18 protein-coding genes and 1 pseudogene are annotated in these 17,775 nt (G+C 71.8%); 18 read left to right on the forward strand and 1 reads right to left on the reverse strand.

Annotated elements, in window-relative coordinates; all coding sequences use genetic code 11:
• Window positions 1–87: 87 nt before the first annotated feature.
• On the forward strand, window positions 88–1,098 hold the full coding sequence (locus tag ACFFXY_RS07100) for a hypothetical protein (protein WP_382350543.1): 1,011 nt from the start codon (window positions 88–90) through the stop codon (window positions 1,096–1,098).
• A complete protein-coding gene (locus tag ACFFXY_RS07105) occupies window positions 1,095–3,185 on the forward strand; it encodes a hypothetical protein (protein WP_382347667.1) in 2,091 nt (696 codons plus the stop codon). The genes ACFFXY_RS07100 and ACFFXY_RS07105 overlap by 4 nt, the downstream gene beginning before the upstream one ends.
• 53 nt (window positions 3,186–3,238) lie before the next feature.
• Here the strand turns inward: ACFFXY_RS07105 and ACFFXY_RS07110 are convergent, their stop codons facing one another.
• Window positions 3,239–4,162, reverse strand: coding sequence for a siderophore-interacting protein (locus ACFFXY_RS07110; RefSeq protein WP_382347670.1), 924 nt, complete (start codon window positions 4,160–4,162; stop codon window positions 3,239–3,241).
• 96 nt (window positions 4,163–4,258) lie between these two features.
• On the opposite strand from ACFFXY_RS07110, the gene ACFFXY_RS07115 reads away from it, so the two are divergent.
• The 16 genes and pseudogenes from ACFFXY_RS07115 to ACFFXY_RS07190 all read left to right on the forward strand — a co-directional run bounded on the left by ACFFXY_RS07115 (window position 4,259) and on the right by ACFFXY_RS07190 (window position 17,767).
• Complete coding sequence (locus tag ACFFXY_RS07115) at window positions 4,259–4,993, forward strand: cell division protein FtsQ/DivIB (protein ID WP_382347673.1); 735 nt, start codon at window positions 4,259–4,261, stop codon at window positions 4,991–4,993.
• Window positions 4,994–5,089: 96 nt separating this feature from the next.
• Window positions 5,090–6,032, forward strand: a pseudogene (gene ftsZ, locus ACFFXY_RS07120) (cell division protein FtsZ); the annotation flags it as partial.
• Window positions 6,033–6,277: 245 nt separating this feature from the next.
• Window positions 6,278–6,985 (forward strand): YggS family pyridoxal phosphate-dependent enzyme, encoded by a 708-nt coding sequence (locus ACFFXY_RS07125; protein WP_382347676.1) that lies wholly within the window; start codon window positions 6,278–6,280, stop codon window positions 6,983–6,985.
• Window positions 6,986–7,123: 138 nt separating this feature from the next.
• The gene (locus tag ACFFXY_RS07130) at window positions 7,124–7,747 is read left to right on the forward strand and encodes a cell division protein SepF (protein WP_382347679.1); all 624 of its coding nucleotides are present in this window, start codon (window positions 7,124–7,126) and stop codon (window positions 7,745–7,747) included.
• A gap of 22 nt (window positions 7,748–7,769) precedes the next feature.
• Entirely contained in the window at window positions 7,770–8,063 is a 294-nt protein-coding gene (locus ACFFXY_RS07135; protein WP_091043670.1) for a YggT family protein, read from the forward strand.
• 83 nt (window positions 8,064–8,146) lie between these two features.
• Window positions 8,147–9,097, forward strand: coding sequence for a DivIVA domain-containing protein (locus ACFFXY_RS07140; RefSeq protein ID WP_382347682.1), 951 nt, complete (start codon window positions 8,147–8,149; stop codon window positions 9,095–9,097).
• Window positions 9,098–9,354: 257 nt separating this feature from the next.
• On the forward strand, window positions 9,355–9,969 hold the full coding sequence (locus ACFFXY_RS07145; protein WP_382347685.1) for a hypothetical protein: 615 nt from the start codon (window positions 9,355–9,357) through the stop codon (window positions 9,967–9,969).
• Between the two features lie 260 nt (window positions 9,970–10,229).
• Window positions 10,230–10,856 carry a TraR/DksA family transcriptional regulator gene (locus ACFFXY_RS07150; protein WP_382347688.1) on the forward strand — a complete coding sequence of 209 codons (627 nt, stop codon included), beginning with the start codon at window positions 10,230–10,232 and terminating at the stop codon, window positions 10,854–10,856.
• 164 nt (window positions 10,857–11,020) lie between these two features.
• The gene (gene lspA, locus ACFFXY_RS07155; RefSeq protein ID WP_382350546.1) at window positions 11,021–11,476 is read left to right on the forward strand and encodes a signal peptidase II; all 456 of its coding nucleotides are present in this window, start codon (window positions 11,021–11,023) and stop codon (window positions 11,474–11,476) included.
• A complete protein-coding gene (locus ACFFXY_RS07160; protein WP_382347690.1) occupies window positions 11,473–12,423 on the forward strand; it encodes an RluA family pseudouridine synthase in 951 nt (316 codons plus the stop codon). The genes lspA and ACFFXY_RS07160 overlap by 4 nt, the downstream gene beginning before the upstream one ends.
• Before the next feature lie 221 nt (window positions 12,424–12,644).
• Complete coding sequence (locus ACFFXY_RS07165; RefSeq protein ID WP_382347693.1) at window positions 12,645–13,748, forward strand: MinD/ParA family ATP-binding protein; 1,104 nt, start codon at window positions 12,645–12,647, stop codon at window positions 13,746–13,748.
• Window positions 13,749–13,807: 59 nt separating this feature from the next.
• Window positions 13,808–14,464, forward strand: a complete 657-nt coding sequence (locus ACFFXY_RS07170; RefSeq protein WP_382347696.1) for a DUF2567 domain-containing protein — start codon at window positions 13,808–13,810, stop codon at window positions 14,462–14,464.
• A gap of 45 nt (window positions 14,465–14,509) precedes the next feature.
• Window positions 14,510–15,820, forward strand: coding sequence for a histidinol dehydrogenase (hisD, locus tag ACFFXY_RS07175; protein ID WP_382347698.1), 1,311 nt, complete (start codon window positions 14,510–14,512; stop codon window positions 15,818–15,820).
• Window positions 15,817–17,007 carry a histidinol-phosphate transaminase gene (locus ACFFXY_RS07180; protein ID WP_382347701.1) on the forward strand — a complete coding sequence of 397 codons (1,191 nt, stop codon included), beginning with the start codon at window positions 15,817–15,819 and terminating at the stop codon, window positions 17,005–17,007. Before hisD ends, ACFFXY_RS07180 begins: the two co-directional genes overlap by 4 nt.
• Window positions 17,004–17,612, forward strand: a complete 609-nt coding sequence (hisB, locus tag ACFFXY_RS07185; RefSeq protein ID WP_382347704.1) for an imidazoleglycerol-phosphate dehydratase HisB — start codon at window positions 17,004–17,006, stop codon at window positions 17,610–17,612. The genes ACFFXY_RS07180 and hisB overlap by 4 nt, the downstream gene beginning before the upstream one ends.
• Window positions 17,609–17,767, forward strand: a complete 159-nt coding sequence (locus ACFFXY_RS07190; protein WP_382347707.1) for a CG2302 family histidine operon protein — start codon at window positions 17,609–17,611, stop codon at window positions 17,765–17,767. Before hisB ends, ACFFXY_RS07190 begins: the two co-directional genes overlap by 4 nt.
• Window positions 17,768–17,775: the final 8 nt, after the last annotated feature.

Here is a 17,775-nt window from a genome sequence, read left to right on the forward strand (position 1 = left end):
TTCCCATACGGGGTCCAACTCGATATCGATTCCATGATCATTTCCTCAGGCGCTCGCACGGCCCGAGGAATGGAGAATCCGGTGGAAATGTTCGACTACCCCGCATATCGCCTCACCCGCATGGACTCCCGCGACCCGCAGTCCATTCTCGACCACATCGGCGAATGGTCGCATTCCCTCCCCGTCCGCGATCTCGTCGCGGAGTTCGGCGGCGCGCTCCCCTCCGGCGGCCACGCCGACGCCCTCCGCTACCTGGAGGACTTCTCCGCCGCGCACTGGGACTTCCGGGGCGGGCGCGAGCGCAGCCAGGCCGAGCACCGCGACTTCGAGCCCGGCACCGCCCGCCTCGTCCAGGCCGCGGCCTACGCCCTCGGCCTCGGCGCCACCACCTACCCCTCCCACGACGAGTACCGGCACGTCCTCATCCTCGGCGGCAAGATGCGCACCTGCACCGCCCGCGCCGAGTTCGCCGCCGAACTCCTCCGCAACCTCGTCGAGGCCCCCGAGGTCTCCGGGCTCGGCAGCTTCCGCCCGACCGACGACGGCGAGCGCGCCGCCGCCCCCGTCCAGCCCGCCGACGGCCTCGACTTCGAAGTGGACGCCATGGAGGCCGCGATGGTCCGCGCGTTCACCCTGCGCGGCACCCCCTACGAGCAGGCCAAGGGCGACCCCTACACCGACCCCAACCACTCCTGGAAGATCCGCACCTACAGCGCCGTCGAGGGCCTCTCGCCGCGCACCGAGGGCCGCGCGGCGCACGTGGTCGCCGCCGACGCCTCCGACCCGGCCGCGACCCGCGCGAACACCGTCGACACGTGCCGCTTCTGGGCCGACCGAGTCGCCGTCCTCGAACCGGGGGACCGCGTCCTGGTCGTCACCTCCTCGATCTTCGTGCCCTTCCAGCACTGCGACGCCGTCGCCACCATGGGCCTGCCCTACCAGTGCGAGATCGACACCGTCGGCGTCGACCTCGCCGGGACGAGCCTCCACCCCGACGCGACGATCATCGGCCAGTACCTCCAGGAGATCCGCTCCGCGATCGTCTCCATGCGGCGCCTGAGGGACGCCGCCGAGCAGCGCCGCCGGCGGCGGCCGTGACCCCCGCACCGGACTCCCCCTGGCCGTGCGAGGTCCCCACCGGCGACGACTTCGCCCGCACGCCCGCCGCCCACCCGTTCGCGGCCCGCATCGCGCGCCTCGTCGCCGATGACGCCTGGCGCGCCGCGCTCTGCCGCGGCTTCGAGGCCCACCTGCGCGCCCGCCGGATCGGCCTGCGCGGATACGCCGACTCCAGCGACCGCGTCACCGCGTTCACCGCGGGACTCGCGGAACGCGAACCGCGGCCCGTCTCGATGGTCTTCCGCGCCTTCAAGAAAGCCGTCTACCAGCGGACCGCCGACATCCTGGACCGCGACCTCCCCGGCTGGCGCCCCCGCGCCCGCGCCGAGACCGGCCTGCGCGTCCTCGGCCTCGCGCCCGCCGACGGCGAGGGCCTCGCCGGGTACCCGCTCGCCCGCGAATGGCTCTGGTACCACCCCCTGTGGATCGAGCCCGTCGGCGTCGACCTCCACCAGGACGAGGCGCAGCGCCGCCGCGACGCGGCCGTCACCGACCAGCCGGACCCCGCCTACAAGCACCGCCTCGCCGCACTCCTCGAACGCTCCTGCGACGACCTCCTGCGGTCCGGCGGCCTCGGCGAGGTCCACGACCACCTCGTCGACCAGATCCTCACCGAATCCCTCCTCGACGCCGTCGCCCCGCCCCCCGGCTACGCCCCCTACCGGGAAGTGCTCGTCAAGGCCCGCAAGGTCAACCAGTCCGCGACCGCCGCCCCGGCCGCCGCGCTCCCGAACCCCGCCCCCCTCAATCCCGCCCTGCGCGACCGGCGCACTGCCGACGAGTTCCGCGACCGCCTCGCCGTCTACCGCGCCTCCGGCTCCGACGAGGCCCCCGCGTGGCTCCTCGACCACGAGTCCCTGCACGACACCGTCGCCGCCCTCGTCCGCTCCCGCGAGTTCGGCGCCGAGAAGGCCGACCTCGCCGGGACCCTCGCCCGCCTCGCCGCCCGCGGCGCGCTCCACCCGCGCGACGTCAAGGGCGTCTTCGGCACTCTCAACTACCTCGCCGTCCACATGACGAACGCCGGGATACCGTTCCCCGCGGACTTCACCGGCTCCCTCGGCGCTCTGGCGCTGGCCGACAACGGCCCGTTCACCGGCGCGCTCCTGCGCGTCCAGGCCCTCCTCGAATCCAAACGCCACCGCTACGGGGCCGCGAAGGTCTGGCTCGACGCGAGCCGCGGCTACCTCGACCGGTGGAGCGGCGCGTGGACCGCGGCCGAGGCGGACGCCGTCGCCTTCGCCGAGGCCGACCAGCAGGTGTGGCTCGCCGCGGGCGGCACCGAACTGCGCCTCCTCGAATACCACCTGTCCTACCCGTTCCTGGGCGCCGCGCGGCTCTCGCCCGAGCGCCTGACGCCCCTGGTCCGCCAGGGCCGCAGGGCGCTCGACGCGGCCGCGCAGGGCGTCGGGAAGCTGGAGCACCTCACCCGCGAGCACGGCCTGCCCGCCGCCAAGCGCCACGACCGCGCGTCCACGGCCAAGTGGAAGATCGCCGCGCAGATCATGTTCGTGCGCGCCCTGCTCCTCCAGGCGACCGTGGACGCCGTCTGCCTGGACGTCCACCGCGCCACCGGGACCCGGACCGCCGACCGCGAGGAGACCGAGCGCTCGGTGGGCTTGCTCCTGGGCGCCGCGAAGCTCGAATACGCGATGCTCACCGAGAACCGCCTCGAACCCGCCCACATGCCGACCCTGACCCAGCTCGCCATGCACTACGCGTTCCTCAACGGCTCGCGCCTCATGCGGCCCGGCGGCAACCCCGCGAACCTCCGCCTCATGCCCGCGTTCCTCACCACCGCCCGCGACGGCGCCCTCGACCTCAAGGCCGCCACCTCGTTCCTCGTCGCGAAGGGCTGGAACGCGGGCATCCTCGCGAGCATCACCTCTCCGCAGATCATCGCGACCCTCGCCCGCCGCAGCGCCCCCGACGCCCTCCGCGCCCGCTTCCCCGAGGACCGGCAGCTCATCGCCGCCAGCCCGTACCGCATGTGGCGCACCGAGAACCGCGAAGAAGCCGCCCTCATGCGGGACCTCACGATCGGGCGGTCCCCGCTCCGCAGGTGACCGGACACGACGGAAGGCGGGCGCCGACGGCGCCCGCCTTCCTCAGCACACGTTCAGTCCCAGGGCATCCCGTTGCGCCAGTAGCCCATGAAGGCCCCCGACTCCTTCGGCAGGCCCAGTTCCTTGCGGATGGTGAAGCGGAGGGTCTTGACGACGCCGGTCTCGGCGGCGATCCACACGTACGCCCCGGCGGCGACGGGCGCCTGCGGGGCGTCCCAGATCATCTCCTCGCCGGTCTCCTCGAACTCGCCGCCCGCGCCGAAGTCCATGCCCCGGGCCGCGTCGGTGACGGCGGGGACGAGCCGGTCGCCCCACACCGCGCCTTCGCGCGGCAGCCAGTGGACCTCGACGTCCTCGGGGGCGTCGAGATCCAGGACGTCGGCGGCGGTGGGCACCTCGATGAACACCTTGCCGCGGGCGGTGACCGGGAGGTCTTCGAGGATCGCGGCGATCGCCGGAGCGGCGGTCTCGTCGCCCGCGATGAGGAGATCGGCCCCTTCAGGCGCGTGGAAGTCGACGCCGCCGTGGGGCCCGTCGAAGCGGGCGTCCGGGCCCAGCAGCAGGAGTTCGTCGCCGACCTGGACGGTCTGGAGCCAGCGCAGGGCCGGGCCGCAGTGCTCGTTCGCGCCGGCCTCGTGGACGACCATGTCCACGTCGACCTCAGCGAGTTCGGGGCGGACGGCCCGCACGGTGTAGGTGCGGACCCCGCACTGCTCCTGCTCGGGGAGGGCGCGCAGCTCGGAGTACCAGCGCTCGGAGCGGGGCATCTTGTCGAAGCCGCACGCGGGGGCGGGGAAGATGAGTTTGAACCGCTGGTCGTTGCCGTTGTCCGCGAAGTGGGCGAGGGTGTCTCCGGCGAAGGTGACCCGCAGGAACGAGGGGCTGAGCCGCCGCAGGGCCCGCACCTCCCCGGGGAAGATGTCGAACGCCCGGACCTGCTGCTCCGGTGCCGCCTCGGTCTGTGTCTGCGTCGCCACGCGCTGCCCCTCCTTCGGGTTTAGGTTTGCCTAACCTTAGCCGACGCCGCGGCGTGCCGCCACCGTCCGGTGGGCCGCCCGTGCCATGATCGGTGCATGCGCGGCTCCGAAGACCCGGCCGGGCCCGGTCCCTGGCGACTGGTCCACGTGATGCGCCGGGGAGTGCCCGACAAGAGGTTGCGGTACACGGTCCTCGGCGTGCTCGTCCTGCTCGTCGCGGCGTTCATCGTGCTGTGGACCGTGCCGTGGTTCCAGGTGCAGCGCATCGAGGTCGAGGGCACGTCGGTGCTCGACCCGGCGCAGGTGCAGGCGCTCGGCCAAGGGGCCCTTGGGGACCCGCTGCTCGGCGCCGACCTGGACGCGCTCGCCGCGGCGGTCGCGGGGCTCGCGCCGGTGAAGTCGGTGGACGTCACCCGCTCGTGGCCGGACGCCCTGCGGGTGGACGTCACGGAACGCGAGCCCTTTATGGCGGTCCCCTCCGGCGACGAGACTTTTCTCATGGTCGATTCCGAAGGTGTGGCATTCGACGAGTCCGATTCGCCTTCCGGTTCTGTTTGGATAGTCGAACTCGACGATCCGTCACCGGACGACCTCGCCACGATCGAGACCCTCAAAGTCCTCGAATCCCTTCCGAAGAGCCTCGCCGACGAGGTCGAACGCGTCGAATCACCGTCCCCCGCGGGGGTGACGCTGTTCCTCGACGGTGGACGGACGCTCACCTGGGGCGACGGTTCCGAGGGGGAGCAGAAGGCCGAGGTGGCGGATCGATTGCTCGCGGTCGGGTACGAACATGTCGATGTCAGCGCACCAGATGCCCCCACTGTGAGTTAGCGTTAAGGGGGAGCGGGTTTGCTGCGCCTTCGGCGCGTTCAGCACATCCCGTTCGTCGCACCCAGGGCCGCGCGAAGGGGAAGGAAGGCAGCAGCGATGACACCACCGCACAACTACCTCGCCGTCATCAAAGTCGTTGGAGTCGGAGGCGGCGGCGTCAATGCTGTCAACCGGATGATCGAGGCGGGCCTCAAGGGCGTCGAGTTCATCGCCATCAACACCGATGCACAGGCGCTCCTGATGAGCGACGCCGACGTCAAGCTGGACGTCGGCCGGGAGCTGACCCGCGGCCTCGGCGCGGGCGCGAATCCCGAAGTGGGCGCGAAGGCCTGCGAGGACCACCGCGACGAGATCGAGGAAGTCCTCAAGGGAGCTGACATGGTCTTCGTGACCTGCGGCGAGGGCGGCGGCACCGGTACCGGTGGCGCACCGGTCATCGCGAACATCGCCCGCAAGCTCGGCGCGCTCACGATCGGCGTGGTCACCCGGCCGTTCGCCTTCGAGGGCAAGCGCCGCCAGACCCAGGCGGTCTCGGGGATAGAGGATCTGCGGAACGAGTGCGACACGCTGATCGTCATCCCGAACGACCGCCTGCTCCACCTCGGCGACCGCTCCATCTCCATGATGGACGCCTTCCGTCTCGCCGACCAGGTGCTGCTCTCCGGTGTCCAGGGCATCACCGACCTGATCACCACGCCCGGCCTCATCAACCTCGACTTCGCGGACGTCAAGAGCGTCATGTCCGGCGCCGGTTCGGCGCTCATGGGCATCGGCTCGGCGCGCGGTGAGAACCGCGCCGTCGAGGCGGCGCGCGCGGCGATCGAGTCGCCGCTGCTGGAGCAGAGCATGGAGGGCGCGCGCGGCGTGCTCCTGTCGATCGCGGGCGGCTCGGACCTGGGCCTGTTCGAGATCAACGACGCGGCCGAGCTCGTCTCGGACTGCGCGCACACCGACGCGAACATCATCTTCGGCGCGGTCATCGACGACGCCCTCGGTGAAGAGGCGCGGGTGACCGTGATCGCCGCGGGCTTCGACACCGACGACGCCGAGTTCGAACTGGCGCAGCCGACCCGGATCTCGGCCCTGCCCGAGCAGAAGCCCGAGCCGGTCCGCAAGCCCGAGCCCGAGCCCGAGCGCGAGTCCGCCTCGGGCAAGGTCCTGTTCGACGACGTCGACGTCCCCTCCTTCCTCAAAGAGGGCTTCTAGCGGCGGCGCTCCGTCGGGTCCACGCGACTCGGCGGACCGCCGCCCGCCGCCCTGAACGCACCACCCGCGAGGACCGCCTTGAGCATTGAAGCCCGCCGAATCCAGTTGCAGGACAACCTGAACCGGACACGCGAGGCCATCGCCGACGCCTGCGCCCGCGCGGGGCGCGCCCGCGACGCGGTCCGCCTGGTCGTCGTCACCAAGACCTTCCCGGCCGTGGACGCCGCGACCCTCGTGGACCTGGGCCAGACCGACCTGGGGGAGAACCGCGACCAGGAGGCCGCCCCGAAGGCCGCCGACCTCGCCGCGCGCGGCCTGGAACCGGTGTGGCACTTCGTCGGGCAGCTCCAGCGCAACAAGGCCCGCTCGGTCGCGGCGTACGCCGACTGGGTGCATTCGGTCGACCGCGACTCGCTCGCCGAGGCCCTCGACCGGGCCGCCGCGGCGCACGGGAGGCGCCTCAACGCACTCGTCCAGGTGAGCCTCGACGGCGACACCGCCCGCGGCGGCGTCGCCGCCGCGGACGTCGAGCCGCTCGCCGAGCGCCTCGCGTCCCTGGACTCGATCGACCTCAGGGGAGTCATGGCCGTCGCCCCGATCGGCTGGGAGCCCGCGAAAGCATTTGCGCTGCTTATGGAGTCCTCCGCGGCCGTGCGCCGAGTGGACCCGGCCGCCGCCGAGGTCTCGGCGGGCATGAGCGGCGACTACCGCGAGGCCGTCGCCGGTGGGGCCACAATGGTCAGACTGGGGAGAAACGTCCTCGGCGAACGTGAGCCGATGGCGTAAGGTATACGGCAGTAAAGGGATCTATGCCGCGGCCGTGCACCATGAACCGCGGAAAAACACATCCGTGTAAGGAGTCGGCGCTAGGATGAGACCGCGTACCTGACTCAACAGGGGCGGCCCGAGGAGGGAGCAGGATCGATGGGCGCGATGCGGAAGGCAGGCATCTGGCTCGGCCTCATCGAGGACGAGGAGGAGCGCGGCTACAACGGCTATGAGCAGAACGACGAGTTCGCCGAGGAGCCGGCGCCGGCGGTCCCCGCCCGTGCGCGCGGTTCGCAGCGGACCACCGGCCGGGTCGGCCGCCCCGCAGAGGAGCGCCGTCTCGACGACCGGCGCACCGAGGACCGCCGCCTCGAAGACCGCAGCCCCGTCCGCCAGCTCAACCGCGGCTCCGGCTCGGTCACCCCGCTGACGCGCGACAACCTCGCGCTCGCCGAGCCCTCCACGATCCGGCCCGTGCCGGCGGAGGAGGAGTCGCCCGTGAACTACCGGATCACCACGCTCCACCCGACGACGTACAACGAGGCGCGCACCATCGGCGAGCGCTACCGCGACGGCACGCCGGTCATCATGAACCTCTCGGAGATGGAGGAGGCCGACGCCAAGCGCCTGGTCGACTTCGCCGCCGGGTTGATCTTCGGCACCCGGGGCTCTTTCGAGCGGGTGACGAACCGTGTGTTCCTCCTCTCTCCGCCACACGTCCAGGTGACCGCGGAGGACAAGGCGAAGATCGCCGAGGGCGGGTTCTTCAACCAGGCGTGACCGGGCGGATAGACTCCATTCCGTGAACCTGGCACTCCAGCTCGTCTACTTGGCGCTCTTCGCGTTCTACCTGTTCCTACTGGCTCGCCTGGTGTGCAGCGTGGTGGTCCAGTTCTCCCGGCGCTGGGAGCCCGGCCCCCGGGCCGCGGCCCTGCTGGAGACGGTCTACAGCGTGACCGACCCTCCCCTGAAGGGGTTGAGGAAGGTGATACCCCCTCTCAGGCTTGGTACTGTATCGATTGATCTGGCGTTCCTGGCGCTGCTCCTGATCGTGTGGATCCTGATGGACTTCGTGATCGCGGGATTCATCTCCTGAGCAACGCCGGGCGGGGGTGCACGGCACGGTTATCGTGTCGGGTGGCCTTGCGCGCCAGGCGAACAGCTGAGAAGGAGTTTCGAATGCCGCTGACCCCAGCCGACGTTCACAACGTCACGTTCAAGAAACCCATGCTCGGAAAGCGCGGATACGACGAGGACGAGGTCGACGGTTTCCTCGACGAGGTCGAGCGCGAACTCGCTCGCCTCAGCGATGAGAACGGCGAGCTTCGCGCCCAGGTCGAAAGCCTCCGCGCCGGTGCTCCCCCCGGAGCCGCCGACCACGCCGAGATGGCCGCCGCACTCGACCGGGTGCAGCGCGAGAAGCACGCCATGGAGCAGCAGCTCCAGGAGCTCGACGCCGAGCTGCACGAGATGCACCAGCAGATGGTCGCCGCGCAGCAGCAGGCCCAGCAGCTCCAGCAGGAACTGGCCCAGCGCGGCCCCCAGCAGGAGGCGTCCGCCCCTGCCGGCGGCGGCGAGCAGGAGGCCCTGCGCCTCCTCATGGTCGCCCAGCGCACCGCCGACGAGCACCTGGAGGACTCCCGCCGGGAGGCCGACACGCTCCTGAGCGAGGCCCAGCGCGAGGCCCAGACGATGGTCTCCGAGGCGCAGCGCGAGTCGCAGACCATGGTGTCCCAGGCCCAGCGCGAGTCCAAGACCATGGTCACCGAGGCCCAGCGCGACGCCGACACGATGGTCACCGAGGCCCGCACGCAGGCCGAGGACCTCGTGGGCCAGGCCCGCGACAAGGCCGAGCGCATGGAGATGGAAGCCGAGGACGAGCGCCAGAAGGTCATCGGCCAGCTGGAGGAGTCCCGCACCTCGCTGCTCCACAACATCGAGGAGCTCAAGACCTTCGAGCGCGAGTACCGCACCCGCCTCAAGCTCTACCTTGAGAGCCAGCTCCGCGACCTGAACGGCCAGCAGGGCCGCACCCAGGAAGAGGTCTTCGAGGAGGCCCAGCGCGAGACCGGCGGCAACGAGCGGACCGGCGCCAGGTCGGCGTTCGTGATGCAGGGCGGCCGCGGCTGATCCACTCCCGCCTCCCCGGGAGCCGCACGTGCCGAGGCAGGGTCGCGCGATGCGACATTGGCACGCCTGCGGGCATAACCTGAACGTGGATCGCCTCGTTATCCATGGGTGAGCGGGTGAGGGCGCCGGTGTCCCGGGAGGGACGCCAAGGCCGCCCTCACCGCCGCCACCATCATGCGTTAGCGATCCGCGGTCCCCTCGGGGCCGCGGTAGGACCGCGCGAGGGCCCCGCTGCCCCGCGCAGGGGAGGACACGACGTGATCGTCAGCAGCCTGCTGATCCTCGTCATAGCGGCGGTCTTGCTGGTCACTGGCATGATCACCGGGAACGACCAGTTGCTGGTCTCTTCGATCACCGCGAGCCTCGCCGCGGGGATCGCGCTCTACGTCGGCATCCGCGGGAGGGGCGCCAAGCGCCCGCGCATCGCCTCCCAGCGGACCGGCCGCACCGTCGCCGACGACGACACCCAGCAGTTCCGCCGCATCGGCGCCGACGACAGCCCCACCACGGAGCTGCCGCTCATCGAAGGCAAGGTCTTCGACTCCACCGACTACGCCGTCGACCGGGACCCCGAGCTCCGCTTCGAGGACCCGCAGCGGCAGGCCGCCAGCCACCGGGCCCCCGAGTCGCTCGCGGACGAGCCCACCGAGCAGCGCATGTCCAGCGTCGAGGCCGCGGGCCTCATGCGCCTGGACACCGAGGTCGCCGTCGTCGACGGGCGGCCCCGCTTCCACCACACGTCGTGCGCGCACCTCACCGGCCGCGAGCACGAGCCGCTCCCCGTCTCCGAGGCCCTCGAACTGGGGTTCACGCCGTGCGCGATGTGCGAGCCCGCCTCGCGCCTCCTCATGGCCCCTGCCGGGAGACGCTGAACGCTGACGCACAGTCCGGGGTCAAGTTCTCGAAGTAATTGACCTAGTTGCAGGTCTTGCGTATCCTGTGTGCTTAATTGCGCGGCAGGCTCCCGCCTCGGCGGGGCCTGGCGCGCATTGTCCTCGTTTCGGCGAGGTCGTCAGGAGTACGCGAACTCGGGAGCCGCTATGCCGAACGCCCGACGCAGGGCACTGCCGCGGCCCCGGCGTGTCCCGACGACACCGGAACCCGAGCCGACATACCCCTCCAGAGGCGCGTCATGAGTCCAGTCAAGAAGACCCAGCAGCAGGCCGCCGAGCAGACGGCCGCCACCAGCGCCGTCAAGAAGGCAGCCGCCAAGAAGACCGCCGCGAAGAAGAGCGCGGCCAAGAAGGCGCCCGTGAAGAAGGCGGCGGCGAAGACCGCCGCCGCGGCCGCCGGGACGCCCGCGAAGAAGACCGTCAAGAAATCGGTCAAGAAGGCCGCCGCGAAGCCCGAGGCCGCCCCGCCCCCTCCGGCGGCCCCCGAACCCGACCACCAGCTCCGCACCGAGAGCGAGCAGGCCGAACTGCGCGCCGCCCTCAAGGAACGGCTCGACGAGCTCGTCGCCGAGCAGCGCCGCTACTCCGACTCCATCGCCGTCGCCCAGCGCGAGCGCCTGAGCGACACCGCCGGGGACGACCAGATCGACTCCGGCTCCAAGACCGTCGAGCACGAGCACGAAGTGGCCGTGGCCGGCGCGATCTCCGAGCGCATCCGCCAGGTCAGCCACGCCCTCGAACGCATCGACGAGGGCGGCTACGGCTTCTGTGAGAAGTGCGGCAAGCCCATCCCGGCGGCTCGTCTGGCCGCCTTCCCGTCGGCTACCCTCTGCGTCAGTTGCAAACAGCTTGAGGAGCGACGCTGAGCGAGGACACCCAGTCCGGGGCCGACGACGGCCCCGGCCCCGACGACACCACCCCCTCCGACACCGCGACCGAGGCGGCGCCCCGGCGCCGGCGGCCCGGCCTGACCCTGGCCGCGCTGCTCATAGCCGCGGTCGCGATCGGCCTGGACCAGTGGACGAAGTACCTGGCCGAGGCCAACCTCGACCCCCAGGAGCCCGTGCGCATCCTCGGCGGCCTCGTCTACCTGAGCCTCACCTGGAACTCCGGTGCCGCGTTCAGCCTCGGCACCGGCTACACGTGGATCTTCACGATCGTCGCCTCCGCGGTCGTCGTGTTCCTGGTCCTCCTGTCCCGCAAGATCATGTACCCCGCCTGGGCCGTGGCCATCGGCCTGGTCCTCGGCGGCGCGGCCGGGAACCTCATCGACCGGTACTTCCGCGAACCCGGCTTCGCCCACGGCCACGTCGTCGACTTCATCAGCGTCTTCAAGCCCTTCGCCGAGGCGTTCCCCATCTTCAACCTCGCCGACTCGGCCCTGTGCTGCGGCGTCGTCCTCATCGTGCTCCTCGAACTCACCGGCCACGGCTTCTCCCCGGAGGCCCGCAAGCCGTCCCGCGAGGACGCGAAGGCGGACGCATGAGCGGCGCCGAAGGGCGCCAGACCCGGTCGCTGCCGGTCCCCGAGGGCTTCGAGGGCCAGCGGATCGACCAGGTCGTGTCCCGGCTCCTGGGCCTGTCCCGCACCGTCGCCGCCGAGCTCGTCACCGCCGGGGACGTCACCCTCGACGGCTCGCCGTGCGCCACCAAGTCCGAGCGGGTCTCCGCGGGCTCCTGGCTGGAGGTCCTCCTCCCGCCGCCGCCCGAGGACGTCCGCAACCGCGTCGAGGAGCCCGTGGCCGGGCTCGACGTGGTCTTCGACGACGACGACATCGTCGTGGTCGCCAAGCCCGTCGGCGTCGCCGCCCACCCCAGCCCCGGCTGGACCGGGCCCACCGTCACCGGCGGCCTCGCCGCCGCCGGGTACCGGATCTCCAGCCACGGCCCCGACGAGCGCCAGGGCATCGTCCACCGCCTCGACGTCGGCACCTCCGGCCTCATGGTCGTCGCCAAGAGCGAGCGCGCCTACTCCGAACTCAAGCGCGCCTTCAAGGAGCGCCGCGTCTCCAAGCGCTACCGGGCCGTCGCCCAGGGCCACCCCGACCCGCTGTCGGGCACCATCGACGCCCCCATCGGGCGCCACCCGCGCCACGACTACAAGTGGGCCGTCGTCGCCGACGGGAAGCCCAGCGTCACCCACTACGACACGATCGAGGTCTTCCCCGGCGCGTCCCTGATGGACCTCGGCCTGGAGACCGGCCGCACCCACCAGATCCGCGTCCACTTCTCCGCGCTCGGCCACCCGCTCGCGGGCGACCTCACCTACGGCGCCGACCCCGTCCTCGCCGAGAAGCTCGGCCTCACCAGGCAGTGGCTCCACGCCTACCGCCTGGAGTTCGTCCACCCCGGCACCGGCCGCACGGTCACCTTCACGAGTGATTACCCGCAGGACCTGGAGACGGCGCTGGCGCGGTTGCGAGCCGACCAATAGGCAACCTCTAGACTTGGCACAGGTGCCCGCCGCACCGTCGGGGCGGGCGTAACGCACGCCTCACCCCCGGGCCCCCACGGCCCGCGATTCGCAACGGGCCTTGAGGAATCGTTGTGTTCTAATAGTCGCGGGTGGTAATGGCGCCCGGTCGGGACGGCGCGGGACCGCGAGCCGCCGCGCTCGCGGACCGATCCACCGCAACGGTCGAGAGGAGGTCGCACGTGAACACGCCCGAGGCTTGGAGCAACGACCCGAACGCCGCTTCGCGCTGGCAGAAGCTGCTCGGTCGCGGCCGCGGACGCGCCGGAGGCGCGCAGCAGACCCCCACGCCCCCGCCCCGCGAGACCTACCCGCCCTCACCGCCCGTCGGCCCGCCGCCGGGCCAGGCGCACTACTCGGTGCCGACCGCGGGCCGCCGCCCGCCGGTCGCGACGCAGACGCCGCCGAGCGCCGCGCAGATGACCCAGCCGATCCGCCCGCAGCAGGGCCTCCCGCCGCAGCCGCGCCAGCCGCAGCCCTCGGCCGAGCCCAGTCCGGTCGCGCTCCAGCGCCTCCGCCGCGACCTCGGCCGCAGCCGCGTCATCGCGTTCATCAACCCCAAGGGCGGCGTCCACAAGACCACCGCGACCGTGCTCTCCGCCGCGGCCATGGGCACCGCCCGCAACGGCGGCGTCATCGCCTGGGACGACAACGAGCTACGCGGCACGCTCGGTCTGCGCGCCGGGTCCGCCCGGCACGGGCGCACCATCCGCCACCTCGTGGAGCACCTCGACCAGGTCGAGGCCGCGGGCGTCCACCTGCCCGAGCACCTCGACGAGTTCCTGCGCCACTCCTCCGACGGGTCGTTCGACGTGCTCGCCGGGGACGAGGACCCGAAGCTCCAGCGCCGCCTCGACCCGACCACGGTCCTGCGCGTGCTCGACATCCTCACCCGCACGCACAACCTCGTGTGCATCGACACCGGCAACAACGTCGAGTCCCCGAACTGGCGGACCGTCGTCTCCTCGGTGGACCGGCTCGTGGTCACCACGGTGCCCCGCGAGGACGCCGCGTTCTCCGCGGACTGGATGCTCGACCACCTCGAAGAGGGCGGCTACGGCAACCTCGTCAAGAACGCGGTGACGCTCCTGTCGATGCCCACCCCGAACCCGGGCCCGCTCCTGCACGACCTCCAGCGGCACTTCTCGCAGCGCACCCGCGCCTGCGCGGTCGTCCCGTACGACCCGTCGCTGGAGCCGGGCGCGAAGATCGAGTTCTCGGCGCTGCGCCCGGAGACCCGCGCGGCCTGGTTCGAGGCCGCGGCGACGATCGTGGACGGTCTGTAGCGGACCGGTCCACCGAACACGCCACCGGGCCCTGAGGCCGCTGTGGCAGGATTCCAGGCGTGACCGACGAAGCGACCCCGGTGTCCCCCGCGACCGACCCGCACGTCTACGGCGGCCCGCCCGCGCGCTCCCCGCGCACCGTCGGCCGCGACCTGCTCGCCGCGGGCGTCCTCGCCGTGGTCCTCACCGCGCTCGGCTTCCCGGCCGCAATGCTCTGGCAGATCGTCACCCCGCGCGTCGAGTTCGTCGTCGTGGACGGCGGCTGGCTCGCCGTCGAGACCTACCCGGACGGCTACGTCGAAGGCGACCTGATGTTCGCCGGGATCGGCCTGGTCCTGGGCATCGCCGCCGCGGTCTTCGCGTGGTCGGCGATGCGCGAGCGCCGCGGCCCGATCCTCCTCCTCGGCCTGGTCATCGGCTCGATCGCCTCCCAGGTCGTGGCGTGGAAGATCGGCGCGAACGAGTGGCAGCAGTTCTGGGACGCCGTCGAGCGCGCGCCCGCCGGCGTGCACATGTTCCGGCCCCCGTCGGTCCTGTTCGTCGAGCTCGACCCCGGCGCCGCCTGGGACGCGCTCAGGGTCGGGCATCTCACAACGGCCCTCGACTCGCTCCAGCTCGGCGCACTGGCCGTCATGGCCCTCGCCGCGACCTTCACTTACACCGTCTGCGCCGGTTGGTCACGTCGCCCGAGCCTGCGAACGGACGCTCCCGAATAGCGGTATGCCCTTTGACCTGGAAATGCGGGTGACTACGCTTGGAGCGTGCTCAGACGCATCGACCTCATCGGAGCCGTATCCGACTACCCGGCCCGCGCACTGCGCGAGCTGATGCCGCGCGCCGCGTTCGACGTGAACGAGGCGCTGCGGTCGGTCCAGCCGCTCATCGACGACATCGCCCACCGCGGGACCCCCGCCGTGGTCGAGATCGTCGAGCGGTTCGACGGCGTGCATCTGGAGCACCTGCGCGTCCCCGAAGCCGCGATCAAGGCCGCCGTCGAGGAGCTCGACCCGGACCTGCGCCGCGCTTACGAGACCTCCATCGCGCGGGTCCGCACCGCGCACGAGGCCCAGCGACTCCCCGACACCACCACCGAGGTCGCCCCCGGCGGCACCGTCACCGAGCGGTACCTGCCGGTCGGGCGCGTCGGCCTGTACGCGCCCGGCGGCCTCGCCGTCCTCGCGTCCTCGGTGATCATGAACGCCGTCCCCGCGCAGATCGCGGGCGTCGGCTCGATCGCGCTCGCGAGCCCCGCCCAGAAGACCAACGGCGGCCTGCCCGACCAGGGCATCCTCGCCGTCGCCGGGCTCCTCGGCATCGACGAGGTGTACGCCGTCGGCGGCCCCGCCGCGGTCGGCATGTTCGCCTACGGCACCGACGAGTGCGAGCCGGTGGACATGATCACCGGGCCCGGGAACATCTACGTCACCGCCGCGAAGCGCGCCGTGCGCGGCCTCGTCGGCATCGACGCCGAGGCCGGGACCACCGAGATCGCGGTCATCGCCGACGCCGGGGCCGACCCGGTCCACGTCGCCGCCGACCTGATCAGCCAGGCCGAGCACGACCCGGCCGCCGCCTCGGTCCTCATCACCGACTCCGCGGCCCTCGCCGACGCCGTGGACGCCGAACTGGAGCGCCGCGCGCCCGCCGCCCGCCACGCCGAGCGCATCCTCACCGCGCTCGCGGGGGAGCAGTCGGGGACGATCCTCGTCGCCGACCTCGACGAGGCCGTGGCCGTCGCCGACGCGTACGCCGCCGAGCACCTGGAGATCCAGACCGCGAACGCCCGCGAGGTGGCCCTGCGCGTCCGCAACGCCGGGGCGATCTTCGTCGGCGCGTACTCGCCGGTGTCCCTCGGCGACTATTGCGCCGGGTCGAACCACGTGCTGCCCACCGGCGGGTGCGCCCGCCACTCGGCCGGGCTGAGCGTCCACACGTTCCTGCGCGCCGTCCACCTCATCGACTACTCCCGCGAGGCCCTCGAAGCCGTGGCGGTGGACGTGGTCACTTTTGCGAACTCCGAGGACCTGCCCTCGCACGGCGAGGCCGTGACCGCCAGATTCGAGGCAAGATGAGTACAGAGTTCACTCCGGTTCGGGTGGTGGCGGGCGACGGGCGGGCGAGTGAGATCGAGGACCTGCTCCGCGCGGACCTGCGCGGGCAGTCGCCCTACGGCGCCCCGCAGCTGGACGTCCCGGTCCAGTTGAACACCAACGAGAACGCCTTCGCGATCCCCGAGGACGTGGCGGCCGTCGTCGCCGAGTTCATCGGGCGCGAGCTGCGCGGCCTCAACCGCTACCCCGACCGCGACGCCCTCGCCCTGCGCGCCGACCTCGCGGCCTACCTCGGCCACGGGCTCACCGCCGACCACGTGTGGGCCGCCAACGGCTCCAACGAGATCCTCCAGCAGCTGCTCCAGGCGTTCGGCGGACCGGGCCGCACCGTGCTCGGCTTCATGCCCTCGTACTCGATGCACCCGCTGCTCGCCCGCGGCACCGGCACGGCCTTCGTGGACGCGGGCCGCGAGGACGGGTACACGCTCAGCCCCGCGTACGTGCGCGCCGCTATCGAGGAGCACGACCCCGACCTGGTCTTCCTCGTCTCCCCGAACAACCCGACCGGGACCGCGCTCGACGCCGAGGTGGTCGAGGCCGCCTACGCGGCGGCGCGTGGCATCGTCGTGATCGACGAGGCGTACGCCGAGTTCGCCCGCGACCCCGCCTCCACCGCGCTCGGCCGCCTGGAGGGGCGCAAGCGCCTGGTCGTCACCCGGACGCTCTCGAAGGCGTTCGCGTTCGCCGGGGCCCGCGTCGGCTACCTCGCCGCCGACCCCGAACTCGTGGAGAAGCTCCTGCTGGTGCGCCTGCCGTACCACCTGTCGAGCATCACGCAGGCTGCCGCCCGCGGAGCGCTCGCGTGCGCCGCGCAGCTCCAGGCCGAAGTGGACGAGCTGAAGCACCAGCGCGACCGGATCGTGAAGAGCCTGCGCGCCAAGGGACTCCCCGTCGCCGACTCGGACGCGAACTTCGTGCTCGTCGGCGGCCTCAAGGACGCCGCCGCCGTGTGGCGCGCGATCCTCGACGAAGGCGTCCTCATCCGCGACGTGGGCCTCCCCGGGCGCCTGCGCATCACCGCGGGCACCGACGAGGAGACCACCGCGCTCCTCGACGCGTTCGACGCCGCCATGACCCACCGCCCCGAGTACTTTGCGACGCTTGCGGAGCAAATCGAAGAGCCCAGCGAGGAGAGCAAGCAACCGTGAGCCGCACTGCGCACATCGTCCGCACCACCGGTGAGACCAGCGTCGACGTCTACGTCGACCTCGACGGCACCGACAAGGTCGTCGACATCGCCACCGGCGTCGGCTTCTACGACCACATGCTCCACCAGCTCGGCAAGCACGGCGGCTTCGACCTGAAGATCGCCGTCAAGGGCGACCTGCACATCGACGCCCACCACACCATGGAGGACACCGCGATCGCCCTCGGCCAGGCGTTCGCCGCGGCCCTGGGCGACAAGGCCGGCGTGGTCCGCTTCGCCGACGCCTCCGTGCCCCTCGACGAGGTGCTCGCGCGCGCCGTCGTGGACCTCTCGGGACGCCCGTACATGGTCCACGAGGAGCCCATGGACATCGCGCCGATGATCAGTACCGACTACCCGACCTCCATGACCCGCCACATCCTGGAGTCCTTCGCGTACCACGCCCGGATCTGCCTGCACGTCACCGTGCTCCGCGCCGCCAACCCCGGCCAGAAGCCCGACGCGCACCACGTCATCGAGGCCCAGTTCAAGGCCCTCGCGCGGGCCCTGAAGTACGCGACCCGCATCGACGGCACCGAGATCCCCTCCACCAAGGGGGTCCTGTGAGCTGGGCCGGGCCGATCCTCCTCATGGCCCTGGCGGGAATCCTCCTCGGCGGGGCCGTGAGCCTGCGCCGCAACGGGAAGCTGCCCGCCGCGGTCGTCACCGCGCTGCTCGCCGTCGCCGTGTTCGGCGGCGGCGTCTACCTCGTCTACGGGTAAGGGGGACA

The sequence above is a fragment of the Glycomyces mayteni genome, from assembly GCF_042428885.1.
In the GTDB taxonomy this organism is placed as follows: domain Bacteria; phylum Actinomycetota; class Actinomycetes; order Mycobacteriales; family Micromonosporaceae; genus Glycomyces; species Glycomyces mayteni.

What these genes read in the sequence shown, in the direction of transcription:
- ACFFXY_RS07100 (WP_382350543.1), top strand. Translation starts at nt 88, where the DNA reads ATGTTCGACTACCCCGCATATCGCCTCACCCGCATGGACTCCCGCGAC.
- ACFFXY_RS07115 (WP_382347673.1), top strand. Translation starts at nt 4,259, where the DNA reads ATGCGCGGCTCCGAAGACCCGGCCGGGCCCGGTCCCTGGCGACTGGTC.
- ACFFXY_RS07130 (WP_382347679.1), top strand. Translation starts at nt 7,124, where the DNA reads ATGGGCGCGATGCGGAAGGCAGGCATCTGGCTCGGCCTCATCGAGGAC.
- ACFFXY_RS07140 (WP_382347682.1), top strand. Translation starts at nt 8,147, where the DNA reads ATGCCGCTGACCCCAGCCGACGTTCACAACGTCACGTTCAAGAAACCC.
- ACFFXY_RS07150 (WP_382347688.1), top strand. Translation starts at nt 10,230, where the DNA reads ATGAGTCCAGTCAAGAAGACCCAGCAGCAGGCCGCCGAGCAGACGGCC.
- ACFFXY_RS07160 (WP_382347690.1), top strand. Translation starts at nt 11,473, where the DNA reads ATGAGCGGCGCCGAAGGGCGCCAGACCCGGTCGCTGCCGGTCCCCGAG.
- ACFFXY_RS07180 (WP_382347701.1), top strand. Translation starts at nt 15,817, where the DNA reads ATGAGTACAGAGTTCACTCCGGTTCGGGTGGTGGCGGGCGACGGGCGG.